At 59.2% G+C, this 24,050-nt stretch carries 21 protein-coding genes; 12 read left to right on the plus strand and 9 right to left on the minus strand.

What is annotated here, in order from left to right; all coding sequences use genetic code 11:
• Nucleotides 1–11 precede the first annotated feature (11 nt).
• The 6 genes from AB1A64_RS01105 to AB1A64_RS01130 are packed head-to-tail and all read left to right on the plus strand — an operon-like array spanning nucleotide 12 to nucleotide 6,761.
• The gene (locus tag AB1A64_RS01105; protein ID WP_366549700.1) at nucleotides 12–1,721 is read left to right on the plus strand and encodes an IlvD/Edd family dehydratase; all 1,710 of its coding nucleotides are present in this window, start codon (nucleotides 12–14) and stop codon (nucleotides 1,719–1,721) included.
• Nucleotides 1,721–2,488: an SDR family oxidoreductase gene (locus AB1A64_RS01110; protein WP_366549701.1), complete on the plus strand. Its 768-nt coding sequence runs from the start codon at nucleotides 1,721–1,723 to the stop codon at nucleotides 2,486–2,488. Before AB1A64_RS01105 ends, AB1A64_RS01110 begins: the two co-directional genes overlap by 1 nt.
• A gap of 4 nt (nucleotides 2,489–2,492) precedes the next feature.
• The gene (locus tag AB1A64_RS01115) at nucleotides 2,493–3,386 is read left to right on the plus strand and encodes a 2-dehydro-3-deoxygalactonokinase (RefSeq protein ID WP_366549702.1); all 894 of its coding nucleotides are present in this window, start codon (nucleotides 2,493–2,495) and stop codon (nucleotides 3,384–3,386) included.
• Nucleotides 3,383–3,988, plus strand: a complete 606-nt coding sequence (locus tag AB1A64_RS01120) for a 2-dehydro-3-deoxy-6-phosphogalactonate aldolase (protein WP_366549703.1) — start codon at nucleotides 3,383–3,385, stop codon at nucleotides 3,986–3,988. Before AB1A64_RS01115 ends, AB1A64_RS01120 begins: the two co-directional genes overlap by 4 nt.
• Entirely contained in the window at nucleotides 3,985–4,845 is an 861-nt protein-coding gene (locus AB1A64_RS01125; protein ID WP_366549704.1) for an SMP-30/gluconolactonase/LRE family protein, read from the plus strand. Before AB1A64_RS01120 ends, AB1A64_RS01125 begins: the two co-directional genes overlap by 4 nt.
• Nucleotides 4,842–6,761: a beta-galactosidase gene (locus AB1A64_RS01130; protein ID WP_366549705.1), complete on the plus strand. Its 1,920-nt coding sequence runs from the start codon at nucleotides 4,842–4,844 to the stop codon at nucleotides 6,759–6,761. The genes AB1A64_RS01125 and AB1A64_RS01130 overlap by 4 nt, the downstream gene beginning before the upstream one ends.
• 3 nt (nucleotides 6,762–6,764) lie before the next feature.
• Here AB1A64_RS01130 and AB1A64_RS01135 read toward each other — a convergent pair whose 3' ends face one another.
• The 6 genes from AB1A64_RS01135 to AB1A64_RS01160 form a co-directional block, all read right to left on the minus strand.
• Nucleotides 6,765–7,889, minus strand: coding sequence for an extracellular solute-binding protein (locus tag AB1A64_RS01135; RefSeq protein ID WP_366549706.1), 1,125 nt, complete (start codon nucleotides 7,887–7,889; stop codon nucleotides 6,765–6,767).
• Nucleotides 7,890–7,960: 71 nt separating this feature from the next.
• Nucleotides 7,961–9,925, minus strand: a complete 1,965-nt coding sequence (locus tag AB1A64_RS01140; protein ID WP_366549707.1) for a beta-galactosidase — start codon at nucleotides 9,923–9,925, stop codon at nucleotides 7,961–7,963.
• A complete protein-coding gene (locus AB1A64_RS01145) occupies nucleotides 9,922–11,565 on the minus strand; it encodes an amino acid ABC transporter permease (RefSeq protein ID WP_366549708.1) in 1,644 nt (547 codons plus the stop codon). The genes AB1A64_RS01140 and AB1A64_RS01145 overlap by 4 nt, the downstream gene beginning before the upstream one ends.
• Before the next feature lie 65 nt (nucleotides 11,566–11,630).
• Entirely contained in the window at nucleotides 11,631–12,380 is a 750-nt protein-coding gene (locus AB1A64_RS01150) for a basic amino acid ABC transporter substrate-binding protein (protein ID WP_366549709.1), read from the minus strand.
• Between the two features lie 22 nt (nucleotides 12,381–12,402).
• Nucleotides 12,403–13,449, minus strand: a complete 1,047-nt coding sequence (locus tag AB1A64_RS01155) for a LacI family DNA-binding transcriptional regulator (protein WP_366549710.1) — start codon at nucleotides 13,447–13,449, stop codon at nucleotides 12,403–12,405.
• Nucleotides 13,449–14,144 (minus strand): sugar phosphate isomerase/epimerase, encoded by a 696-nt coding sequence (locus AB1A64_RS01160; protein WP_366550243.1) that lies wholly within the window; start codon nucleotides 14,142–14,144, stop codon nucleotides 13,449–13,451. Before AB1A64_RS01160 ends, AB1A64_RS01155 begins: the two co-directional genes overlap by 1 nt.
• Here AB1A64_RS01160 and AB1A64_RS01165 point away from each other — a divergent pair.
• The 6 genes from AB1A64_RS01165 to AB1A64_RS01190 all read left to right on the plus strand — a co-directional run bounded on the left by AB1A64_RS01165 (nucleotide 14,091) and on the right by AB1A64_RS01190 (nucleotide 19,039).
• Nucleotides 14,091–14,216 carry a hypothetical protein gene (locus AB1A64_RS01165; protein WP_366550254.1) on the plus strand — a complete coding sequence of 42 codons (126 nt, stop codon included), beginning with the start codon at nucleotides 14,091–14,093 and terminating at the stop codon, nucleotides 14,214–14,216. The genes AB1A64_RS01160 and AB1A64_RS01165 overlap by 54 nt on opposite strands.
• A gap of 191 nt (nucleotides 14,217–14,407) precedes the next feature.
• Nucleotides 14,408–16,498, plus strand: a complete 2,091-nt coding sequence (locus AB1A64_RS01170) for a family 1 glycosylhydrolase (RefSeq protein ID WP_366549711.1) — start codon at nucleotides 14,408–14,410, stop codon at nucleotides 16,496–16,498.
• Between the two features lie 38 nt (nucleotides 16,499–16,536).
• Complete coding sequence (locus AB1A64_RS01175; protein ID WP_366549712.1) at nucleotides 16,537–17,463, plus strand: carbohydrate kinase; 927 nt, start codon at nucleotides 16,537–16,539, stop codon at nucleotides 17,461–17,463.
• A gap of 17 nt (nucleotides 17,464–17,480) precedes the next feature.
• On the plus strand, nucleotides 17,481–18,152 hold the full coding sequence (locus tag AB1A64_RS01180) for a D-lyxose/D-mannose family sugar isomerase (protein ID WP_366549713.1): 672 nt from the start codon (nucleotides 17,481–17,483) through the stop codon (nucleotides 18,150–18,152).
• 145 nt (nucleotides 18,153–18,297) lie between these two features.
• Nucleotides 18,298–18,555, plus strand: a complete 258-nt coding sequence (locus tag AB1A64_RS01185; protein ID WP_366549714.1) for a hypothetical protein — start codon at nucleotides 18,298–18,300, stop codon at nucleotides 18,553–18,555.
• A gap of 10 nt (nucleotides 18,556–18,565) precedes the next feature.
• Nucleotides 18,566–19,039 carry a hypothetical protein gene (locus tag AB1A64_RS01190; protein ID WP_366549715.1) on the plus strand — a complete coding sequence of 158 codons (474 nt, stop codon included), beginning with the start codon at nucleotides 18,566–18,568 and terminating at the stop codon, nucleotides 19,037–19,039.
• 3 nt (nucleotides 19,040–19,042) lie between these two features.
• Here AB1A64_RS01190 and AB1A64_RS01195 read toward each other — a convergent pair whose 3' ends face one another.
• The 3 genes from AB1A64_RS01195 to AB1A64_RS01205 are packed head-to-tail and all read right to left on the minus strand — an operon-like array spanning nucleotide 19,043 to nucleotide 24,010.
• The gene (locus AB1A64_RS01195) at nucleotides 19,043–20,215 is read right to left on the minus strand and encodes an acetate/propionate family kinase (RefSeq protein ID WP_366549716.1); all 1,173 of its coding nucleotides are present in this window, start codon (nucleotides 20,213–20,215) and stop codon (nucleotides 19,043–19,045) included.
• Nucleotides 20,208–21,602: a bifunctional enoyl-CoA hydratase/phosphate acetyltransferase gene (locus tag AB1A64_RS01200; protein WP_366549717.1), complete on the minus strand. Its 1,395-nt coding sequence runs from the start codon at nucleotides 21,600–21,602 to the stop codon at nucleotides 20,208–20,210. The genes AB1A64_RS01195 and AB1A64_RS01200 overlap by 8 nt, the downstream gene beginning before the upstream one ends.
• A complete protein-coding gene (locus tag AB1A64_RS01205; RefSeq protein ID WP_366549718.1) occupies nucleotides 21,599–24,010 on the minus strand; it encodes a DUF3141 domain-containing protein in 2,412 nt (803 codons plus the stop codon). The genes AB1A64_RS01200 and AB1A64_RS01205 overlap by 4 nt, the downstream gene beginning before the upstream one ends.
• Between the last annotated feature and the right edge of the window lie 40 nt (nucleotides 24,011–24,050).

Below are 24,050 nucleotides of genomic sequence, written 5' to 3' on the forward strand. Positions count from 1 at the left end.
GGCAAACAACAATGACAAAAAAACGCCGATCACAGCACTGGTATGGCAAGCTGGACAAAGATGGGTTCATCCACCGCTCGTGGATGAAGAACCAGGGCTTTCCGGACCACGCGTTTGACGGGCGCCCCATCATCGGGATCTGCAACACATGGTCGGAACTAACGCCCTGCAACTCGGGCCTGCGCGATCTGGCCGAAGGGGTCAAACGCGGCGTATGGGAGGCCGGAGGTTTTCCGGTCGAATTCCCGGTCATGTCGCTGGGCGAGACGCAAATGAAACCCACCGCCATGCTGTTCCGCAATCTGTTGGCGATGGATGTTGAGGAATCGATCCGAGCCTATGGTATCGACGGCGTTGTTCTGCTGGGCGGCTGTGACAAGACCACACCGGGTCAATTGATGGGCGCGGCCTCGGTTGATCTGCCGTCTATTGTCGTCAGTTCCGGCCCGATGCTAAATGGTAAATACCGTGGACAGGATATCGGGTCAGGCACAGACGTCTGGAAGTTCTCTGAAGCCGTACGCGCAGGTGAAATGACCCTGCAGGATTTCATGAGTGCGGAATCCGGCATGTCGCGCAGTGCGGGCGTTTGCATGACCATGGGCACGGCCAGCACAATGGCCTCGCTGGTCGAAGCGATGGGCATGAGCCTGCCCACCAACGCCGCCCTGCCCGCCGTCGACGCCCGTCGCATGGCGCTGGCACATCTGACCGGTAAACGGATTGTCGAAATGGTGGGCGAAGACCTCAAACCCTCGGACATCCTGACCAAGGAAGCCTTTGAAAATGCCATCCTGGCCAATGCCGCCGTGGGTGGATCGACAAATGCGGTGGTTCACTTGCTGGCATTGGCAGGCCGCGTCGGAGTCGATCTGACCCTGAAAGATTTCGAAATCGGTTCAGACATTCCCCTTTTGGTGAACTGCATGCCCTCGGGCACATACCTGATGGAGGATTTCTGTTACGCAGGCGGCGTTCCTGTCGTTCTGTCCGAACTGAAACCCTTCCTACGGCCCGCGAAGACGGTTTTGAACAAGGATATCTCGGCCCACTATGAAGGGGCTGAATGTTTTAACCGCGACGTCATCCGCCCCTTTGACGATCCGGTGAAACCTGCCGCAGGCCTGCGCGTTCTGCGCGGGAATCTGGCACCGAACGGTGCGATCGTGAAACCCTCAGCCGCGACGGATGCGCTATTGGAAACCGAAGGCCAAGCTTACGTCTTTGAAAACATCGAAGACCTGAAAGCCAATATCGACCGCGACGATCTGCCGGTGACGGCTGAGACCATTTTGGTGCTGAAAGGCTGTGGCCCCAAAGGCTATCCCGGCATGCCAGAGGTCGGCAATATGCCGATCCCCGCGCGGCTGGTGAAAGAGGGAGTGCGCGACATGATCCGTGTTTCGGACGCGCGGATGTCAGGCACAGCCTTCGGCACCGTAATCCTGCATGTCAGCCCCGAGGCGCAGGCGGGTGGCACATTGGCGCTGGTGAAAACCGGCGACCGCATTCGCGTATCCGCTAGTAAGGGCGAGCTGGAATTGCTGGTGGATCAAAAGGAATTGGACGCCCGGCGCGCAGCATGGCAACCCGACGCCCCGCATTACACCCGCGGATACGCGAAGCTTTATATCGATCATGTGCTGCAGGCCGATCAGGGCGCGGACCTTGATTTCCTTGTCGGCAAAGACACCCGCCTTGTGACCAGAGAGAGCCACTGATGGACCAACCCGCCACTTTCCACGACCTGAACGGGGCATCCGTCTATATCACCGGCGGCGGCTCAGGCGTCGGTGCCGCGCTGACGGATGGGTTTCTGGCCCAAGGAGCAAACGTTGCCTTCATCGGCCGTTCGGACGCCAGCGATTTCGTCGAAGAGATGCGTGACAAACACGGCCGCGCGCCACTGTTCATGCAAGGCGATATGACGGATACCGAATTGCTGCACACCACCATGCAAAAGGCGGCCGAGGCGCATGGCCCCCTGAACGTGCTGATCAACAACGCCGCCAACGACAAACGCCACGCGCTTGAGGACACTACATCCGAGTTCTGGGACTGGATGATCGAAGTGAACCTCAAGGCCTATTACTTTGCCTGTCAGGAAGCTGCGCGCCAGATGCAGGAAAAGGGAGGGTCTATCGTCAATTTTAGCTCGATCAGCTACATGATGGGCAATTCCGGTTATCCGATTTATACCACTTCGAATGCAGGAATCACCGGGATGACGCGATCCTTGGCGCGCGAGCTTGGGCCGCAGAACATTCGCGTGAACGCGCTGGCCCCCGGCTGGGTTCTGACGCAGAAACAACTGGATATGTGGGCCACGCCCGAGGATCTGGCTGCTCATCTGGATCGCCAGTGCCTGAAAGAACACCTGACGCCCGAGGACATGATCGCACCGACCTTGTTCCTGGCCTCGAACGCTAGCCGGGCAATGACCGGGCAATGCATGGCCGTCGATGGCGGCGTCGTCGTAACGGGGTAAAGCCATGAATACAGAATGGATCGCGGTCGATTGGGGAACGTCTCATCTGCGGGTGTGGGCGATGCAGGGTCAGACGGTTCTGGACCACGCGCATTCGCACAAAGGCATGGTGCGCATGGGCAAGGATGAGTTTGAGCCCGCATTGTTCGAACTGATCGAAGGCTGGTTGGGCACTGCCCCGATTGACGTGGTTGCCTGTGGCATGGTTGGCGCGCGCCAGGGCTGGGTCGAGGCCCCGTATTCATCGGTTCCGTGTGAACCAATCCCAGTGGCTCCCTTCCGCGTGCCGAATACAGACCCCCGAATTCGCGCCTTTGTAGTGCCCGGTTTGAAACAAACGGCCCCGCCCGACGTCATGCGCGGCGAAGAAACCCAGATCGCTGGCTTTCTGGCCACCCACCAAAACTGGGACGGGGTGATTTGCCTGCCCGGGACCCATACCAAATGGGTGCAGGTCAGTGCCGGAGAGGTTGTGAGCTTTCGCACCTTCATGACGGGCGAGATGTTCGATCTGCTGGGCGGGCAATCTGTGCTGAAACATTCGGTCGGCGCGGGTTGGGACGATGCCGCCTTTGCAGACGCGACTGCTGACGCGCTGTCGAAACCGGAACAGTTGGCAGCACGCCTTTTTGGCCTGCGGGCCAGTGATCTGCTGCAAGGGCAGGATGGCGGCGTCATCCGGGCAAAGCTGTCGGGTTATCTAATCGGTGCGGAACTGGCGGCCACCCGCCCCTATTGGTTGGGTCAGCAATTGGCAATCATCGGGGCTGAGAGCCTGTCGGACGTTTATGCCAAGGCCCTACAACAACAGGGCGCGTTTGTGGAAACCGCCAACAGCACGCAATGTACCCTGACCGGTCTGCAACAGGCCCGCAATCTGACGAGGCAAACCGCATGAGCCGACCCATTATCGCCATTCTGCGCGGGCTGGTCCCCTCGGACGCAACAGACATGGGACGGGCGCTGATCGACGCTGGCATCGACAAGATCGAAGTGCCGCTGAATTCACCCGATCCGCTGGCCTCGATCACCGTTCTGGCCAAGGAATTCGGTGACCGCGCTTTGATCGGGGCAGGCACGGTTTTGACGACCCAGCAAGTCGACATGGTATCAGAGGTCGGCGGTCGTCTGATCGTGTCACCGAATTGCGACCCAGAGGTGATCTCGCACACGCATCGGCTGGGTCTGGAAAGTTGGCCGGGCATTTTTACCCCGACCGAAGCCTTTGCCGCAATTAAAGCGGGGGCATCAGGGTTGAAACTGTTCCCCGGCGCGCTGGCTGGACCAACAGGGCTGGCGGCCTTACGCGCCGTGCTGCCCGAAGGAACGCAGGTTTATGCCGTCGGCGGTGCAGGCCCCGAGAATTTCGACCTGTGGATCAAGGCCAGCGCAGATGGGTTCGGCGTCGGATCAGCGCTGTTCAAACCCGGCATGACAGCATCAGAAGTCGCAGAGCGGGCCAGCCAAATCGTCACCGCCTACGACAAGGCCGCTGGATGAGCATCGTCTACGACAACCGCGCCTGTGAACTGGGCGAAGGGCCGTTGTGGCACCCGCAACGGCAACAGCTGTTCTGGTTTGACATCCTGGGTAAATGCCTGATGACGCGGGACGGCGAAGCGCCGCGCAGTTGGCAGTTCGACGAACATGTCTCGGCCGCGGGTTGGGTCGATCGGGATTGGCTGTTGATAGCCTCTGAAACGGGCCTGTGGCGGTTCAACCTGCAAAACGGCAAGAAAGACCTGATCACCCCGCTTGAGGCGGACAATCCGGTCACGCGCTCAAATGACGGGCGCGGGGATCCTTGGGGTGGGTTCTGGATCGGAACGATGGGCAAAACCGCAGAGCCCCGCGCAGGCGCGATTTATCGGTATTGGCGGGGGGAACTTCGGCAACTGGTGGCCGATGTCACGATCTCAAACGCGATCTGTTTCGCGCCTGACCGGTCTTGCGCCTATTACACGGACACGGCCGCCAAACAGGTCATGCAATGGCCGCTGAAGTCCGAAACTGGCTGGCCCGAGGGCGACAGCACGGTCTTCCTGGACCTGCGCGTTGACGGATTGAACCCCGACGGCGCCGTGGTTGATGCGAAGGGGAACCTATGGATCGCGCAATGGGGTGCAAGCCGTGTTGCAGCCTATACACCGTCAGGACAGTTCCTGACGGCCATCCCATTTGAAGCCACTCATGTATCATGCCCCGCATTTGGCGGCAGTGACTTGACCACACTCTACTGCACCACTGCCCGCGAGGGGCTGGAAAAAGACACGCTTGCTGCACACCCTACCAACGGTATGACCTTTGCTGCCCCCGGCGCAGGCACTGGGCAGGCCGAACACAGAGTCATTCTATGAAGCCCGAACTTGGTGTTTGCTACTATCCCGAACACTGGCCCGAAGAAATGTGGGCCACGGACGCCGCGCACATGGTCGCAACCGGCCTGAGCTGGGTGCGGATCGGTGAGTTTTCCTGGAGTCGGATGGAGCCCACTCCGGGTGATCTGCAATTCGACTGGCTGGACCGAGCGATTGAGGTGCTGGGCGCTGCAGGCCTAAAGGTTGTTCTAGGCACGCCCACGGCAACGCCGCCCCGATGGATGCTTGAAAAACACCCTGACATGCTGGCGGTGGACGCGCAGGGGCAGCCGCGCAAGTTCGGTTCGCGCAGGCACTATTGCTTTAGCCATCAGGGGTATATCGCCGAATGCGCCCGCATTGTCCGGCTTATGGGCGAACGGTATGGGCGCAACCCGCATGTCGCCGCCTGGCAGATCGACAACGAATATGGCTGCCATGACACGACCGTCAGCTACAGCCAGCCGGCCTTGCGAGGTTTTCAGCGGTGGCTGGATGATCAATATGGCTCGGTCGACGCTTTGAACGCCGCCTGGGGCAATGTGTTCTGGTCGATGGAATACTCAAGTTTCGATCAGATCGACCTGCCCAATCTGACCGTGACCGAACCCAACCACGCGCATGTTCTGGCCTTCCGCCGGTTCAGCTCGGATCAGGTGGTATCTTTCAATAAGGCGCAGGTTGATGCGTTGCGGCCACTGACCGACGCTCCGCTGCTGCATAATTATATGGGCCGGGTACTGGACTTTGATCACTTCAAAGTCGGTGCCGACCTGGATATCGCCACATGGGACAGCTATCCGATCGGGTTTCTCTCGGATCGGCTTGAGGCGGACGAGGCCCATAAAGCCGCGTTCCTGCAACAGGGCGATCCGGATATGCAGGCCTTTCATCACGACCTTTATCGTGCCGTTGGGCGCGGGCGCTGGTGGGTAATGGAACAACAACCCGGCCCGGTGAACTGGGCGCCTTATAACCCTGCCCCCCTGCCCGGCATGGTGCGCCTGTGGTCGCTTGAGGCGGTAGCGCATGGGGCCGAAGTGGTCAGCTATTTCCGCTGGCGGCAGGCTCCGTTCGCGCAGGAACAAATGCACGCCGGCCTTTTGACACCGAACAACAAACCCGCCCCGGCACTGGCCGAGGCTCGTCAAACCGCGGTTGATCTGGCAGAGCTTGGCGCGCTGACGCAAACGCAGGCAGACGTGGCTATTGTGTTCGACTATGCCTCGGACTGGGCCTGGGCGACACAACCGCAAGGGGCCGGGTTCAACTATTTCCGGCTGGTTTTTTCCGCCTATCGCGCGCTGCGGCGGGCCGGGCTTTCGGTGGATGTCATCCCGGCCTCGGAAACGCCCAAGGTCGGCTACAAACTGATCCTCGCCCCCGGTCTGGCCACGCTGGATGACGATCTGGAAACCCGCCTGACTGAGGGTTGCGATCTGGCCATCCTAGGCCCCCGCACAGGCGCGATCACATATGATTTCCAAATCCCAACCTCAGGTCGCCCGGGCCTGTCCGGGCTGGATTGCGAAGTTGATCTGGTGGAAACGCTGCCCCCTAACGTGCAGCGTGATGTTGACGGAGGTGGCGCAGCGCAACACTGGGTTGATCGCCTCTCCGGAGGTGCCCCGGACCTTTTGACCTTTTGTGATGGCACATCTGCCCTAAAGGGCGAAAACGGTCTTTGGTATCTTGCGGGTTTCCCGGATGAGGCGCTTTGGGACCGGATCATCGCTATGGCCGCTCAAACGGTCGACCTGACCTTGCATCCAATGCCCGAGGGTCTGCGCCGACGGGAAACCGAGCAGCATATATTTCTGATCAACTACACTGCCGCACCCGCCGTTTGGAACGGGTACGAAATCGCAGCGTGTGACGTTGTCATCCTCCCAAAAGATCCACCTGCACAGGGGTAATGCTCAGGCGTTTAAAAATTTCTCGACAAACTCGGCCCGCGCTTTGGCATACCACGGAGCTTCGGCCAGCCACGGGTTGAGGTTGGCCAACGCGTCGCCCGGATAGGCCTCGGCAAAGTTCTTTCTGAACTCATCGCCCGCGAAATCCTCGGCGCCCAGTACGGCCGTGTTATATCCGTTAACTGCAGCGGCAGCTCCGGCTGGCTCAGGTCGGTACAAATAGTTGATGAACGCATAGACCTGTTCGATGTTTTCCGCACCGACCGGCATTGCAAGACCATCCACCCACGCCATCGCACCTTCAATCGGAGCCTGATAATTCACCGGTTCCCCTGCTGATTTCAAAGCCAGCGGCGGCCCGTCCCATGTTTGCCCCACAACCACGCCGCCATTCAGCAAGCCGTATTTCTGAGTTTCAGCATCGTTCCAAATCAGCTTGATCCGATCCCTGCGTTCAATGCACCAGTCCGTGATCTGGTCCCAGACCCTGCGCATGGTGTCTTCGTCGTCGTAGGCATCCCAAACGGACTCGGGCTCCATCTCACCCAAGCGTTCCAAATACAGACCCGCACACAGCATCATAGAATGCGCACGACCCATGGTCATACCGGCATTTTCTTCCGCCCAAACATCCCCATAGGATGGAGCGTCACCTTCGGGCGACCACAGATCGGTACGGTAGGCTATGCCCTCAGTCCCCCAGATATGCGGCAGCCAGTGCGCTCCGCTTTTGTTGAAATTCCAAGCGTCGGTCCCAATTCTGACCATGGAAGGGTTAACCGCGTCCAGATTCACCTTATCCAGATCAAACGGTTGCAGCACGTCCAGCGGCGCCCACTGCAAAGACCGCATGTTGGTAGGCGCGACAAGGTCAAACCCCTGGCCGTGCGAGGCCGTCATCATGTTGAGAATTTCTTCGTTCGATCCGATCCCGATATGATTGACCCTGATCCCCGTTTCCGCTTCGAACCCTTCCAGCAACACAGGCGGCAGGTAATCCGACCACATCACCACGTTGATCTCACCCGAAGAGGCCAGCGCGCTTTTGCTGTAAAGCGGAGCCGCCAAAACAGCCGCGCCCGCGCCTTTCAGCATCGAGCGTCTGGAAAGAGTTTTCCGTTCAGCCATTTTGATTCTCCCGCTATTGAGTTGTTTTGCAGCCTTTTACTTGCTGCCAACAGGAATGTGGACTGGCAAGATCACGTGTCCCGCCAGATTGAAACCCCATAGGGTGGGATTTCAGCGCCCCCAACCAAATAGGCAAGTGGTTCGTCAGTCGGTAATGACAACCCGGTTGACCCGAAATTGAAGGCAAATCTCAATCCTCCGCGACGTGTGATCCGCAAGTCCGGTCCGCACTCCGTGACGGGAAGGCCCGCCCAGCTTAACGCGTCCGAAAGTATGGCATGCAGCAATTGGCCACGTGGGATCATTGCCAGATAGATCGCTCGGTCCGAGCGTACAATCGCCGGACTCCCATCCCGGTATGCACTGCAAAATTCGGCCGTTACCGTTCCGCTGGTGTCGATGATTTCCCGCCAACCGGTGAAGTCATACGCCGTTCCGTCCTGCAAGCGCACCGACTCCTGCGCCAGATCTGGCAGCGATTCCACGCGCAAGACCGTCACACCGGTCAGCTCAGCCAACGCTCCGGGGGCAAGGTTCGGTGGCGTGTGCATGTCGGGGGTCTTGCTGCCCGCGCGTGCGCCGATCAGCAAATTCGCCCCACCGTCCCGCAGTTTGATGGCCAGATCGGGTGAAATGATCATGCTTTGCGGAATAACAATCAGGGCATAGTCGTTCAGGTCATCTTGTGGCCCCACAAAATCCAGATCGACCCCAAGCATCCGCAACCCGGCGTACCACTCGCGGATGATCTGCGCGTTCGGGAACGCGTCATCATGCGGCAGGATATCCGCCGCCCAGATGGATTCGTAATCCAACAATATGGCCACCTGCGCTCGTTCTCGTGCCACCGCAGGTAAACTGTCACGCTCTGCCGCGACCTGGGCCAATTCCACGGCGGCCTGATCCGGGCTGCCGTCCGAACGCAACAATGCCGTATGATACTGTTCCTGCGCATATTTGGCCTGTCGCCAGCGAAAAAACATCACCGCCTGCGCGCCATGGGCATAGGCCGCCCAGATCCACAGGCGCACCATCCCGTCCGCGGGTGAGGGGTTTTTCGCGGCCCAGTCCACCGGGCCGGGTTGCTGCTCCAACACCCACATGCGCCCCTTGCCTTGCGAGCGATACAGATCGCAGTGAAACCCCTGATAATCCGGCGCGCCGGTCCGCAAATAGCGGCGCTTTTCGTCGTCAGACAGGGTCGAGCCCAAAAGATTGCCCAGCGGATAACTGTCAAAGCCAACAATATCCAGATCGGCGGCAACGGCGTGGTGATCGAACTCAAAACTGCCTGCCATGAAATTATGGGTGATGTCCCGGCCCGGAGAGAACTCACGCAACACTTCCACCTGCGCGCGGTTGAACAGCCGCACCCGGTCCGAGGAATAGCGCGCAAAATCCAGCGCATGGGTCGGGTTGGGGCTGGCCACTAGCCCATTGGGCAATTCGATCTGGTCAAAGCTGGAATAGACCGAGCCCCAGAACACGGTACCCCAGGTTTCATTCAGTATCGCGATCGACCCGTAACGATCCGCTAGCCACCGCTGGAACCCAACCCGCGCTGCATCCGAATAGCTAAGCACCGTGTCGTGATCGTTATACTCATTGTCGATCTGCCAAGCGTGAACATACGGGTTCTGGCCATAACGACGGGCATATTCGGTGGCGATCCGCCGGGACTCGGCCAGATAGACATCGCTGGAAAAACAATAGTGCCGCCGCGATCCAAATCCGCGCACCCGCCCATCCGGGCCGACTGGCAGAATTTCGGGATGTTCGTCGATCAGCCATTTTGGCGGGGCGGCGGTGGGCGTCGACATCATCACGCGCAGGCCTGCTTCGCCCAGGATATCGATAACCTCATCCAGCCAATTCCAGTGGAAAACGCCGCGCTCTGGTTCGATCAGGCCCCAGGTGAATTCGGCGATGCGCACCCAATCCAGCCCCATCTCGACCATTTGTTGAGCATCCGCGCGCCACAGCGACCGATCCCATTGTTCGGGGTAATAGCAGACCCCTAGTTCCAACCTGCTCATCGGTCTTCCCTCGCCGTGCGGCGTTCGATCCATTTCAGGAAGCTGGCGCAGCCCAGCGTGATCACGACATAGAGGATTGCGGCTGTGTTAAACGGCGCAAAGGGCAGAAAACTGGCCGCCTGAAATTCGCGCATCCGCTGGGTCATATCGCGGACTGACAGGATCGACAGCAGCGAAGTATCCTTGATCATCGCAATGAACTCGTTGCCCAAGGGTGGCGTGACGATGCGCAGAGCCTGCGGCAGGATGATCAGCCGCGCGGTTTGCCAGCGCGACAGGCCCAATGAGCCGCCAGCCTCGATCTGTCCCCGTGGGATGGCCTCGATACCGGATCGGAAAATCTCGGCCATATAGGCGGAATAGCCGACCGAGATCGCGATGATCCCGCGGGTCATATTGGTCATGTCGATACCGCCACCCGTGGCATCCTTGACCGCCCCTGCCAAAGGCAGACCGATATAGAGGATGATCACCAGCATCGGAATGCCACGAATTGTGTCCACAAAGAACTCGGCCCCCACGGCCAGCGGATGCAGCTTGTGTTGCGCGCCGCCTATCGTCAGTGTCAGCAACAGAAAGCCAAACACGGCAAAAGCCAGCGCCGGGTTGCGGTACTGATCCGGCAGGAATTGCGTCTGCCAGATCACCGGATAACCCTTGGTGTTGGCGCCGAGCGGGACAAAGGCGCCCGAAACGCTGTCGACGGTTTCGATCTGTTCCACCGCGCTGGCAGCGTTTGGGGCGCTACGGATGCGATATTGCTGGTCTTCGCCCCCTTCGAATTCACCAAACCGGATGACGTCGGCCTGCGCCTGCGGAGTGCCGCGCACAATGGCGATACGCGCGTCCAACGTGCCGATAAGTTCGTATTTGACCTGCGGCTGCATGAAGAAAAACGCCGATACACCCAGCAAAGTCAGGCTGATACAGCCATAGACAACCGGCGTGCGCGCCTTGGGTTTGAAAGATTGCAGCCCGACCCAGATCAACCCCAGAATGGCAGCGAAGATATAAGCAAAAATGGCGGCGCGAAACGTGATCGCCACCCCGGTTGCAAATTGCCAATGGGCCATGAACATCAGATAGAACAGCGCGGCCCCGGTCAGGATTTCAAACCCAAGTTGAGCAAATCCCTGCGTCCTGACGGGCAACCGACCCGACAGCAAAATACCAGCTACTACAACCGCATAGATCAGCAGCAGCACTTGAAGACCGATCTGAACCTGATCGACAACCTCGGGAAATAGCACCCAGATTTGTGAGGATCGGTCGATCAGGGCCGAGGTATTTTCGCTGAGCGCATGAAAAAAGACAGACTCGGCAAATGGCATCAGCACCTGCGGCGCGACGAAACCCAAGACCGACAGCGCCAACGCTGCCGGCAAGGCCGCCCATGCCGAGATACGCACCCAACCCGGTGCTGTTTGAAACCGCGCGTTCCGGGCGCAGAGATATCCCAGAATGGCCACCGCCAGCACCAGCAAAAACCCGACAAAGATCGGGCCTGCATCATTTCCGATCCCCAGAATGGCGATCAGCGAGCGCAGATATTTCGAAGAGGTTGCGAACAGGTAGATGATGAACGGGGCCGCGGCGAGCAGAACAAGATTGCTCGGGCGGATCGAGCTGAGACGCTTCATGGGACCTCACTGCAATCAGGTGGCCCGGTTGCAACAGGCACCGGGCCATAACGGTTCAGACCGGGTTATTCAGTGCCCCAGTATTTGCCGACCAACTTGTCCAGCGTGCCGTCGGCCTTGATCGCGGCCAATCCTTCGTTGATGGCATCAACTGTGGCGTCGCCTTCCTGAAACACGATGCCCAGCGGGTCGGATTGCAGGCCGGTGATGCCCACGGTCAGCTCACCCGCAAACTCCTGCTCGTATGCGGCGGCCGAGGTACCATCGATGATCACACCCTGCACATCAGCGTTTTGCAGCGCCAGGATCGCGGCCGAGAAGTTGTCATACAGGCTGACATTTTCGCGCCCCACTAGTTCCTCGGCCAGCTGCGCATTGGTGGTGCCGGTCTGCGCCGCCAGTTTCTGACCACCGGCTTTGAAATCCTCAAGCGTCATGTCCGAGTTGTCGACCTGCAACAGAATGGCCTGACTGACCACAATATAGGGTTCCGAGAAATCCATCGTCTCTTCGCGTTCCGGCGTGATCGACACGCCCGAGATCACCAGATCGAACTCACCCTGCTGAAGCGCGGCAAAGATGCCGTCCCACGCGGTGTTGACGAAATTCGGGACGCAATTGACCTGTTCGCAGATCGCATTCATCACATCCACATCGAAACCCACGATCTGACCAGTTGTCTCGTCTACGGTCTCCATCGGCGGATAGGTGGCGTCGGTTCCGATTTTAAGAACACGCCCGTCCAGATCGGCGGCAAAAACTGCGGGGGCTGCCATCGCGGTCACGGCCGCTGCGGCCAGTAGAGTTTTAAACATCTTCAAGTCCTCCTGAGTTGGTTTACGTTGTGGGCGCCTTTTGTGGCGCAGGGGTGTCAGGTTGGCGCTCGATCAGCGTGGCCCTGATCTTTTTCTGGGTCTCGGACGGGTCGGCCCCGTCCAAAGCTTTCAACATATACTCGCCCAGCAAACGGCTGGTTTCTTCGATGGGCACATAATAGGTGCTGGGCGGGGGTACGAAATATCGGCTAAGTTGTAGGTCATCGGTGGAAATCACCACCATGTCCCGGCCAATCTGCACACCCGCAGCATGGGCTGCGGACAAAACGCCTAGTGTCATCGCCTCATTCGCGCAGATACAGGCCGTGGGTCGGTCGCTTAGCTGCATCAGAGCCTCAAAACACAACTGCCCAGTACGAGCGGTTGTGGGGCCGTTGAAAATCAGCGCTGGGTCAGGCGCAATGCCACCATTGGCCAGAGCTTGTTCGTAACCGGTTTGACGTTGCGCAGCATAGATCAATTCGACCGGGGGATTCACCAGCGCAATTCGCCGGTGCCCCAATCCCACCAACCGCGCTGTGGCGTCAAACGCAGCCGCCTGACTGTCGAAATCGACATAGGCATGCGGTGCCTCGCTGTCGCTCATACCCATGGTCACGAAAGGAAAGCTGTGTTGCTGCAAGAATGCGATGCGCGGGTCGTCCTGCAATGTGCCCGAAAAGATGACACCATCGGCCAAACCGTCCTGAACAATCCGCGCCAGAACGGCCATGGCATCCGGCAGGCCGGCCACGTTGAACACAGACATCTCATATCGCGAACCCCGTAAAGACGCAGAGATACCGGCCAGAATGCGGGTGAATTCCACCCCTTCCCATTCCTCTGCTGCGTCCGATGACACGCTGACCAGCACCGCGATACGGTAGGATTTGTTGGTACGCAGTTTCAGCCCGTCCATGTTAACACGGTACCCCAGACGCGTGGCTACAGCCTGAATCTCTTGCCGCGTTTCTTCCCGAACTGACGTAGCCCCCCGTAGCGCGTTCGAGACGGTGCCGACGGAATAGCCCGTTTCCTTGGCGATCGACTTGATCGTTGCGCGCGCCATTATCCGACCTCCGAAGACATCTGATCCAACAGAAATTCCCGCCCCGTCCGCAAGGTTTCGACATGGTTGGGCGTTTCATCGTGTTCCACAAACAGATCGCTGCAGGGGCTGTCATTCAGAATGCGCAATAGCCGGGGCCAGTCCACCACGCCCCGTCCCAGATTACGCCAGCGATCATCACCCTGCCCCGCAGCCGGTTCCGCATCCTTGGCGTGTACCGACACGATCCGCCCCGCGTACCGCTGCAACACCGCGGCCGGGTCCGGCACCGAGACGGCTAACCATCCGATATCGGGCTGCCAATGCAGCGTGTTATGCGCCAGGATCAGGTCCAAAGGCGTTTCCCGGGCAGGGCCAACCAAATCAAAATCATGGTTGTGATAGGCCAGTCGGACCCCGTGGCCCGCCAATCGCGCCGCCCAGTCCGAGAGTCGGTCCGCCGCACTGCGCCACCCTGCTACCGAGTCGGGGCGGGTCTGTGGCGCCAGCCAGGGCATCACGGCAACCGGGCAGTTCAAAAGATCAAGCAAGGTCAGAATATCGTCAAACCGGGTTTCGAATTCCTCCCAATCGAAATGTGCCGACCGGACGGTCAGGCCCGCCTGTGCAAACTGCCGAGCCATATTTTGAGGAGATAGATCGTGAAACCCAATCGTTTCAACATCCGCAAAACCGCAAGCGCGGATAAGATCCAACTGCGCAGCCAGACCCCCGAGTTGCCTGACGGTATAAAGCTGTGCCGCTATCCGCATCTGCTTACTGGATGACCCTCGATTGAAACGTTTCAATAACGTTGAAGCAGCAACACCCCTTTTGTCAAGATTCGGCCCAAAGGGGCTGGTATTTCGCCAAAAGTGCTGACAAAACACACTAATCCATCCATGATACCGCTAACATCTAGAATGCATCGGGCCGACCTGTTAGGTGGCGGCCCAACCGGCGCAAACAGGTTTTGACCATGAATTATACCCGTTCCGATTTCCCAAAGGATTTCCTCTTTGGCGTGGCAACCTCTGCGCACCAGATCGAACAGGAATTCGATCGGGTACACGAAGCCGGGTTTGACTGTTATCAATTTTCAATCAATTGGGCCCGCGTTCTGCCCGAAGGGCGCAGGGAGATGAACGAGACCGGCCTGGATTTCTACGATCGTCTGACCGACGCGCTGTTAACGCGTGGCCTTCGACCTTGCGCACTACTGAATCAGGGGGAATTGCCTGCGGCGCTGGCGGATCTGGGCGGATGGCGTAACCGCGACATCGCCGATTGGTTTGCGGGTTTCACTGAAATCGTCATGGGGCGCGTCGGCGACCGTATGTACAGCGTTGCGCCGATCAGCGTCCCGGCTGGCATTGGCAGGTTGTGCAATTTCGCCTATCAGACGCCTGACCCCGACAATACCCGCGCCGTCGCCCGGACAAGGCATCACATGCTATTGGCCCATGGGTGTGCCATCGAAGCGATGCGAGGATTGGGCATGACCAATCTTGGGGTTGTGTTCGATCAAGCACGCGGGGAACCGTCCAAGGACCCCGCCACCGATCTGCTTGGTGACATCCTCAACCGGTTCTGTCCGGCTGGTGTGTTCAACAAGACCTACCCTGCAATGGCGCTTGAATCGCTGGAGCGTCATCTGCCGGCAAGCTGGCAGAGCGACATGGAAACCATTGGAACTGGCGTTGATTGGTGCGGTCTGACCTTTGATACACATTGGCCATCTGCCGCCGACCTCAGCCGTTTTCAGCATGACTACACCCAAGACAGGCCTATCTTTGTCACCGGCATGGCCGGCCGCGAAAGTTTGCACGGGGATTGGTGGGGTGACGATCTTAACCAACATCTATCGGCAGTGCAGGACGCACTGAAACAGGGTGTTCCGGTGAAGGGGGTATTTGTCCGGTCTGTGCTGGACCGGGGCAATTGGGCCTCTGATCATGCAGAGCCGAAAGACGGGGTCGACACAGCCTCCTATGCGCCAGAGAGCAAACCGAAGGGGTCGTACAACATCCTTAAACCCGCCCTGTCTGGTGGCGCTGTATCATTGCCGCTGGCTCAACCACCTGGGGCCATGCGTGCGCATTGGAACTTGGTCGCGGATATCGGCGGCACCAATACGCGCTTGGGCGTGATCGCTGACGGAAAGCTGACCGATCTGCGCAAGTACCCTACCGGCACCCTGCCCGAGTTGCTTGATGCATTTCACACCCTGCGCGATGAGATCGGCACCGATCCACGCGCCGTGGTGGCCGCCGGAGCCGGGCCAGTGAAAGACGGAACGATCCGCCTGACGAATGCAAAGCTCGACCTGTCCGAGGGTGATATCGGCAAGGCCACGGGTGCGCAGCATACCTTTGTCATCAACGACTTTACCGCCGCCGCGTGGTCGGTGGCCGAAATCACAGGCGATGATGTCGAGGTGTTGCAAGGCGCCGCGACCCCACCCCCCGGCACCCGGTTGGTTGTTGGTCCCGGCACAGGTCTCGGGGTTGGGGCGTTGCTCAACTCCGAAGGCCGGTATCACACCGCATCCGGTGAAGGCGGCCATATCGGCCTGTCACCGCGCCATGTGGATGAGGTCGAGATTTTCAAAGCCGCCCGGCACATCGCGCCGGATTGTTTCTTTGATGATACTTTGGTGCTTGAGGCGGAAATGTTTCTCAGCGGTACAGGTCTGCCGATCCTGTACCGTGCGACCGGTATGGCCGCCGGACAGGCCGACACGCCAATGCGCAGCGCGAAAGACATCCTTGATGACGCACGCGCGAAGATAGATCCGATCGCCGAAAAATCAGCGCATATGTTCACCACCCATCTGGGCGCAGTGATGGGTGATCTTGCCGTCGTGCTGATGCCTGTGGGCGGTGTGTTCCTTGTGGGCGGTGTGGCCGAGAAAAACCGCTGGCTGTTCAAGGATGCCTTCCGCGATGCGTTCAACGCGGGCGGGCGGTTCAGCGAATTGCGGCGATCAATGAGCCTGTATGTTTCGGAACAGGACGAATTTGGCATTGTTGGCGCTAACAATTTCTGTAAAAGTGCGCTCGCGCGTTAATATGACCGCCTGATCCCACAATACAGAAAGGACCCGGCATGATCCTGTGCTGCGGTGAAGCTCTGATCGACATGATCGCCACCCCGACTATTTCGGGCGGTGAAGGCTTTGTGCCCCATTCCGGGGGCGCGGTCTTTAACACAGCCATTGCCTTGGGGCGGCTGGGGTCGCCGGTTGGGCTGCTGACTGGTCTGTCTTCGGATTTGTTCGGAGAGCAGCTGGCCAATGCTCTGAAGACCAGCCATGTGGATGCAAGCCATGTGGTCCGATCGGATCGCCCCACGACGCTGGCCTTTGTGCAGTTGAAGGACGGGCACGCCTCTTACAGCTTTATCGACGAAAACTCAGCAGGTCGCATGCTGATGCCCGAGGATATGCCGGATCAGCTTCCCGCTATTTCAGCGCTGTATTTCGGCGGGATCAGCCTGGCCTGCGAGCCCTGCGCCGACGCTTACGCCGCATTGCTGGACCGGCAAGGGGCGGATCGGGCGGTGATGATTGATCCCAATATCCGACCCGACTTCATTAAGGATCAAACCCGGTATCGCACCCGTCTAAACCGGATGATCGCACAGGCGGATATCGTAAAGGTCTCGGACGAGGATCTGGATTGGATCATTCCCGGCCCGGAAAGCATCACTGAGAAAGTGCCGCTGTTGCTTCAGGCCGGGCCTTCCGTTGTTATCGTAACGCGTGGCGGTGACGGCGCGTCAGGCTATCTGGCGGACGGGTCCGAAACCTCAGTCCCCGTCCGACCGGTTCAGGTTGTCGATACCGTCGGTGCAGGTGACACGTTCAACGCTGGTGTGCTGGCCGAGCTGGAGCGCGGCGGGCACCTGACCAAAACCGCTCTACGCACCCTGGGCGCCGAAAACCTACGGGCCGCTTTGGCCAAAGGCGCAGAGGTCGCAGCCATCACCGTATCCCGCGCCGGGGCCAACCCGCCCTGGGCGCACGAGCTTTGAACCCCAAAGAGACCTAAATGAAACGTTCTGACATCAACGCCATTAAAACCGAGGCCGAGGCGTTTATTCGATCCTTCGGCGCGGTCCTGCCCCCCTTTGCCAACTGGTCCCCCGACCAGATGCGCAGCGACAAAGCCGCAGGCATTCGCGAGCGCGGGCTGGGTTGGGACGTCACCGACTACGGGCAGGGCCGCTTTGATGAATTGGGCTTGTTCCTGTTCACCTTGCGCAACGGTGATGTGGGCGATCTGAACAGTGGTCGGGGCATGCTTTATGCCGAAAAGCTGCTGGTATCGCGGGACAAACAGCTGTCGCCGATGCACCGCCACATCATCAAAGCCGAAGACATCATAAACCGCGGCGGTGGTGATCTGGTGATGGAAATCTATGCCTCGGACCCGCAAGGCGGTATCGACCGTGAAAATCCTGTTGTTGTGCCCAGCGACAGTTGCCCCGTCACAATCCGGCCCGGCGAGTTGCTGCGCTTGAAACCCGGCGAAAGCGTAACCCTGATGCCCGGCATCTGGCACGCGTTTTGGGCGGAACGGGGCGACTGCCTGATTGGCGAGGTCTCGACCGTCAATGACGACCGCACCGACAACGTGTTCGAAGACCCAATCCCGCGCTTTGCTACCATCGAAGAAGACGTCGCGCCGGATTTTCTGTTGGTCGCGGATTACTACGCTTGATACGCGGTTTTCAGGCTGACCCGACCCGTAAAATGATAAGTCCCTTTTCTTAAAACGGAAAAACGCATTAACATGGGCTGCAAAACCATGGGTGAGGGTTCAAACCCTGACCCATGGGCGCAGCAATTGTTAGGGGGACGGTCCAATGGTCACGAAAGCCGAGCTTGAAGCGCAAGTTGCCGATCTACGTCGCCAACTGGCCGAGCAATCTGCGACCCGCGAGCAGGCACACACGCCGGAACCGCACGACACAGTTGCCGACAGGATTGCCGAGAACATCGACAACTGGACCGGACAGCTTGAAGAAGCCCTGACCGAGCTGGAGGATCTGCCCCACAAAAGGCCGATCCTGTTTGCGCTTGGCATTTTTACGCTTGGCTATCTGCTAGGCCGATCCCGGTAGGAGCCTGAACATGAGCCGCATTTCCCGCAATATCTCGATCATTCTGCGCGCCGAACGGTTGATTGCCCAACGCCACGTTGCCGTGGCCGCACGGCGGACCGGGTTCTACGCTGCGGCGGGGCTGGCCGTGGGGCTGGCTGTCATCATGCTGAACGTGGCCGGTTTTTTCTGGTTGTCCGCAACCCTGTCCAAACCGCTGGCCGCGTTGATCATGGCTGGGGCCAATCTGCTGTTGGGCGTGATCCTGGTTCTGATGGCCAACACGCAGAACGCGCAGGCAGATACGACGGCCGCGGTCGAATTGCGTGATATGGCATTGATGGATATCGAGACCGAGGTCAAAGACACTCTGTCCGACGCGCGCAATACGGTAACGGGCATCCGCCGCGACCCGCTGGGCGCCCTGACACCTGATGTCATCAGCACCATTCTGAGCACGTTGTTGAAATACGCCAAGCGTCGCAAAGACAAACCCGAGCAATAGCGACTATTGCACCATCCGGGCTGCGGCACGGGCGATCACCATCTCTTCATTCGTGGGGATTGCCAGAATTCGGACTCGGCTGAAATCGGTCGACAGAACCGTGCCGTTGTCGGCGTTTCTGTTGGGGTCCATCTCAATCCCGATCCAACGCATTCCGTCGCAAACCCGCTGACGGATCTGGACTGCGTTTTCACCTATGCCGCCCGTGAACACCAGCGCATCCAGCCCTTCCAGCGCAGCTGACATGGCGCCAAGCTCTCGGCGAATGCGAAAAACATAATAATCGATTGCCTTGCGGGCCTCGGGCGTTTCGGCGGCCAGCAGTGTGCGCATGTCCGATGACATCCCCGACAGACCCAGCAGGCCGGATTTGCGATAGAGCATATCGGCGATTTCATCCGCGCTCATCCCTTCCTGCTGCATCATGTACAGCACAACCCCCGGGTCCAACTGACCGCTGCGGGTGCCCATCGGCAGGCCGTCCAACGCAGAAAAACCCATGGTCGACGCCACGGCCCGCCCGCCTGACACAGCACACATCGACGCGCCATTGCCAAGATGCGCAATGACCACGCGGCCATCATAAAGGCTGGGCGCTATCTCTTTCAGCTTTTTCGTGATGTAGTCATAGCTCAGGCCGTGAAACCCATACCGGCGTACGCCCTTGTCGTAATAGCTCTGCGGCAGGGCAAAGGTATCGTTTACCCATGGATGGGTGCGGTGAAAGGCGGTGTCGAAACAGGCCACCTGAACCGTGTCGGGAAAGGCGGCGCTGGCTGCACGGATACCGGCCAGGCTAAAGGGTTGGTGTAGCGGCGCAAAGGGAATGAACCCAGCCAGAGTATCCAAAACCTTGTCGTCAATCTGCACGGGTTCGGAATACACCGTCCCCCCATGCACAACCCGGTGACCGATGGCCCGGATGTGGATGTCCGGCAGATATTCGCGCGTCATGTCAAGAAAGGCCTGGATTGCCTCGTCATGGCCCTTGGCTTCAGTCAGCGCCTGGTTGATCGAGCGCCCCCCGGCAGATTCCGCCAACAGGCGCGGCGCATCCCCCAAGCGTTCGATCTGGCCGTGCCAGCGCATGCTGGGGCGGTTGCCTTCGACCAGCTCATACAGCCCGAATTTCAACGAAGACGACCCGGCGTTTAGCGCCAGCACGTGGTCAGCCATGAATTTTACCCTTGTTTGCCTGCGCATGCAGCGACGCCACCGCGCATGATGCCAACCGCGAGGCATCATCATCCGCCCGCGACGTCAGAATAATCGGGGCGGCGGCACCCACCACGATCCCCGCTGCCTCGGCATGGGAAATGTAAGTCAGCTGTTTGGCCACCATATTTCCCGCTTCGATATTCGGGGCCACGAGGATATCCGCCGCCCCGGCGACTGCGGACTTGATGCCTTTTGTCCGCGCCGCCTTTAGATCAACCGCGTTGTCCATCGCAAGCGGACCATCGACCAGACCGCCGGTGATCTGACCCCGTTCGGCCATTTTCGACAACAGCGCCGCATCCACAGACGAGGGCATATGCGGATTGATCGTCTCAACCGCCGAAAGCACCCCAACTTTTGGCGTCGTGATCCCGATGGAATGCGCCAGATGGATGGCATTCTGCACAATGTCTGCCTTGGTCTCGAGGTCCGGGGCGATGTTCACGGCCGCATCCGTCACCATGATGGGCCGTGAAAAGCCCGGCACGTCCATCACAAACACATGCGACAGGCGACGGCCCGTTCGCAGGCCCTTGTCGCGTCGCAGAACCGCGCGCAGCAAAACATCGGTGTGCAAATGCCCCTTCATCAGGGTTTGCGCTTTGCCTTCAACCACCAGATCCACGGCGCGGTGGGCGGCGTTTTCATGACTGCGGGCTTCAATGATCTCGATATTCGACAGATCGGTCTTCAACTCGGCGGCTGCAGCAGCGATCTTGTCAGGATCACCCAGAAGGATCGGCGCAATAATACCCTTGGAATGCCCCAGCAACGCGCCGCCCAGCGAGTTTGGCTCTTCCGGGGCGACCACGGCCGTGGGCATCGGATCCAGAGGCTTTGCCTTTGCGATCAGCGCATCGAAATGGCGATGGCGCTGAACAATCAGACCGGGCACGTCAACCGAGTCAAAGGTCAGGTGTTTGGCCGGCGGCGTCACCTGCACTTCACCGCTGAGGATCAGAGCGTTGTCGCCCACACGGCGCACTTCGGTCGCACAAAGCAGATCGCCATCGTCTCGCTTTTCGGTCACGGTCAGCGTGGCGGTCACCTCGTCATCTGCCAGTACCGGTGCATGAAAGAACAGGTTTGCCGAGCGCGCCTGGGTACCCGCGCCGGGCAGGATATTGCCCAGGATTGCCGCAATCAGGCCAGCAGGCCACAGGGCCGGGGCCACTGCCTCGGGGTGGCCATCGCCATCGCCATCATACCCGGCCAGATGCAACGGGTTATGATCGCCCGAAGCCGAGGCAAAAGCATAAAGATCGTCAACCGTGCATAAACGCGTCACCTGCGCCACGTCCCCGACCTTGATCTGCGCGTAGGTGCGGTTTTCCGTTATTTTCATTTCTGTTTGGCCTTGTTCGCAGCAGCCGAACTGCGCCCTTGAGATTTGGACAGAGTTCCGGATTTCTGTTTGATCTCAGCAAGATCAAGCGTGTCGTACAGTGCTTGTGCCATCTCGACAAGCTCAGGCGACGGGTCTGGAATTTCGCCCAGAATACGCTTGAGCAGATCAACCGCCTGCTTTCTATCAGCAACCCGCGGCAACAGGTCGGGCAACGTATCTATCGCACCCTGTTCGTTAAAAGTGACAATCACTGTCTGTTCGCGCAACATACGTTGGCGGTCTTCAACGGTGAGTTCCCTGAACGGGGCCTCATGTTGGAACACATGCGCCCAGCGATGCAGAATTTCAGCCCGGAAGCTTTGGTTGCTTGAGGCCAACAAAAGCAACAACCGGATCACGGCCTCGGGCAGCCCGCCCTGTTTCATATGCGCCAAAGCCGCCTCAACCTCGGGCAGGGCTTTCAGGGTTTCAGGATCAGGTAAGGTACGGTGGGCAGCGTTTTTCTGGCCGAACCACGCGGCCAATGGACCGCCCCAAAGCGCATAGAACATCCCTTCATACCAGGCATCGCGCAGGTCGCGGCCTAGATCCATGGCCTGTTCGATCCAGTCGGCGGTCAGCTTTTCCATCTCAAGAAACGGGTTGTCAATTGCCCCCGGGGCGCGCTGTTCGCGCGTCAGGCCGGCCAATTGTGCAACCCCCTTCATCATCGGATTTTCCGAGGACATCGCCGCGCGTTGAACGCGCAGAGGATGCAGATCACGCAACGCCTTTGCGCCCATCGGTGTCGACACGGACCGCACAAATGGACGCCCAAAGGTTTCATATGCGTTCGCCTGCACTTCGGACATATGGGCCACCGCGGCAAAGCTGCCCTCATCCTGCTGACCGTCGTCCAACGCGGCCACATCCTCGAGTGTGCGGTCATAGAACCGAACCTCGAACTGTTTATCCTGGCCTTCACCTTGGATGTTTTCGATCACCATCTCGTAGAGGCCAGGCGCCATTGCTTCGACCGTTTCCAGGGTCGAAGCCATCTGCGTATGTTCCTTCCGCGCCACTTTGGACGAGACAAAGATGCCCAGATGGCCAACCTCGTCATGCAACATGTAGATGATCCGCTGACCGCGCAGACGGATTTCCTCTTCATCTGCGTATGTGGCGGCAATCCAGTTCAGTGCCTGCTGGGGCGGGGTGATGTTGTCACCTTGGCTGGCAAAGACAAATATCGGGCCTTTGACCGCCTTGATGTCGATCGGCACGCCCGGCTCCAACTGAGCGGTGTTCTTGATCAGCCGATTGCCGACGAACAATTGCTCGACGATCCAGTGAATCTCGGCCTCGTTCAAAAGGAAATAGCCACCCCACCAACGTTCGAAATCTATGAAGCGTTTCCGACCACCATCCGGGTCGCGGTAGAGGTCGAAATACTTGCCGAAATAATTCCGGCTGGGGTTCAGCTGCTCGAAATTCATCACCAGATTGGCACCATCGAACACGCCCGCTCCAACATCCGACCAGAACATCGGTTGCCAAGCGCCGCCCAGAACTCCTGCGTTATAGCGCATTGGATTTTCCCCTACCTCGCCCGACCACGGCGCAATGGGGGCGCCGTTCAGGATCAGCGGCCCGGTCAGGTCCGGGTTGCAGGCGGCCATCAGCAGTGTGGCCCAGCCACCTTGGCAATTGCCGGCCACGACCGGCTGCGGGCTGTCGGGATGGCGCGCGCGGACAGTGCGCACGAACCCGGCCTCGGCATGCATAACGTCAGCAAGAGTCTGCCCCGGCACAGGGTCTCGTCCGAAACTGACGAAATAAACCGGATGCCCTTTTGACAGGGCGACGCCAACCTGACTGTCTGGTTTGAATCCACCGATCCCGCCGCCGTGACCGGCACGCGGATCGATGATGATGTAGGGACGCCGAGTGTCGTCAATGGTTATACCTTTGGGCGGCAGGATGCGCAGCAGTTGGTAATTGCAGGGGCGTTTCAGGGCCGTCCCATCGACGATGACCTCATAGTCATAGATCAGCACCGGCGGGCAACCCGCAGCTTCATGCTCCAGAAAAACATCTCCGCGTTCGCGCAGCGCGTCCATGGTCAGCACCACGCGCTGGGTGGCGTCTTTCAGATAAGTCGCCCAATCGTCGACCACCGATTGCGAACGCGCTATGCGCTGCGAAACCTCGGCAAAGCCCTGCATCAGATCACGGGCCCGCTCTGAATGCGTTTTGGCAATCCGCGTCGATTGCCGCCGGGCGGATTGGGACAACAGGGTCCACTGTATGCCGGACCGATCCAGCGCGCGGGTTACGATATCAACCGTTCGGCCCTGAACCGCAGCCGCATTTTCAGCCATCTCGGACCCAAGTTTCAACGAGGTCTTCTGCACATTGGTCACCATGAGCCTGTCCTCTAACCATCGAAAACACATGCGCCACCAC

The sequence above is a fragment of the Ruegeria sp. ANG10 genome (assembly GCF_040705255.1).
GTDB lineage: Bacteria > Pseudomonadota > Alphaproteobacteria > Rhodobacterales > Rhodobacteraceae > Ruegeria.

What these genes read in the sequence shown, in the direction of transcription:
- AB1A64_RS01175 (WP_366549712.1), top strand. Translation starts at nt 16,537, where the DNA reads ATGATCCTGTGCTGCGGTGAAGCTCTGATCGACATGATCGCCACCCCG.
- AB1A64_RS01205 (WP_366549718.1), bottom strand. Translation starts at nt 24,010, where the DNA reads ATGGTGACCAATGTGCAGAAGACCTCGTTGAAACTTGGGTCCGAGATG.
- AB1A64_RS01140 (WP_366549707.1), bottom strand. Translation starts at nt 9,925, where the DNA reads ATGAGCAGGTTGGAACTAGGGGTCTGCTATTACCCCGAACAATGGGAT.
- AB1A64_RS01185 (WP_366549714.1), top strand. Translation starts at nt 18,298, where the DNA reads ATGGTCACGAAAGCCGAGCTTGAAGCGCAAGTTGCCGATCTACGTCGC.
- AB1A64_RS01135 (WP_366549706.1), bottom strand. Translation starts at nt 7,889, where the DNA reads ATGGCTGAACGGAAAACTCTTTCCAGACGCTCGATGCTGAAAGGCGCG.
- AB1A64_RS01180 (WP_366549713.1), top strand. Translation starts at nt 17,481, where the DNA reads ATGAAACGTTCTGACATCAACGCCATTAAAACCGAGGCCGAGGCGTTT.
- AB1A64_RS01170 (WP_366549711.1), top strand. Translation starts at nt 14,408, where the DNA reads ATGAATTATACCCGTTCCGATTTCCCAAAGGATTTCCTCTTTGGCGTG.
- AB1A64_RS01130 (WP_366549705.1), top strand. Translation starts at nt 4,842, where the DNA reads ATGAAGCCCGAACTTGGTGTTTGCTACTATCCCGAACACTGGCCCGAA.
- AB1A64_RS01200 (WP_366549717.1), bottom strand. Translation starts at nt 21,602, where the DNA reads ATGAAAATAACGGAAAACCGCACCTACGCGCAGATCAAGGTCGGGGAC.
- AB1A64_RS01150 (WP_366549709.1), bottom strand. Translation starts at nt 12,380, where the DNA reads ATGTTTAAAACTCTACTGGCCGCAGCGGCCGTGACCGCGATGGCAGCC.
- AB1A64_RS01195 (WP_366549716.1), bottom strand. Translation starts at nt 20,215, where the DNA reads ATGGCTGACCACGTGCTGGCGCTAAACGCCGGGTCGTCTTCGTTGAAA.
- AB1A64_RS01105 (WP_366549700.1), top strand. Translation starts at nt 12, where the DNA reads ATGACAAAAAAACGCCGATCACAGCACTGGTATGGCAAGCTGGACAAA.
- AB1A64_RS01110 (WP_366549701.1), top strand. Translation starts at nt 1,721, where the DNA reads ATGGACCAACCCGCCACTTTCCACGACCTGAACGGGGCATCCGTCTAT.
- AB1A64_RS01125 (WP_366549704.1), top strand. Translation starts at nt 3,985, where the DNA reads ATGAGCATCGTCTACGACAACCGCGCCTGTGAACTGGGCGAAGGGCCG.
- AB1A64_RS01145 (WP_366549708.1), bottom strand. Translation starts at nt 11,565, where the DNA reads ATGAAGCGTCTCAGCTCGATCCGCCCGAGCAATCTTGTTCTGCTCGCC.
- AB1A64_RS01155 (WP_366549710.1), bottom strand. Translation starts at nt 13,449, where the DNA reads ATGGCGCGCGCAACGATCAAGTCGATCGCCAAGGAAACGGGCTATTCC.
- AB1A64_RS01120 (WP_366549703.1), top strand. Translation starts at nt 3,383, where the DNA reads ATGAGCCGACCCATTATCGCCATTCTGCGCGGGCTGGTCCCCTCGGAC.
- AB1A64_RS01190 (WP_366549715.1), top strand. Translation starts at nt 18,566, where the DNA reads ATGAGCCGCATTTCCCGCAATATCTCGATCATTCTGCGCGCCGAACGG.
- AB1A64_RS01115 (WP_366549702.1), top strand. Translation starts at nt 2,493, where the DNA reads ATGAATACAGAATGGATCGCGGTCGATTGGGGAACGTCTCATCTGCGG.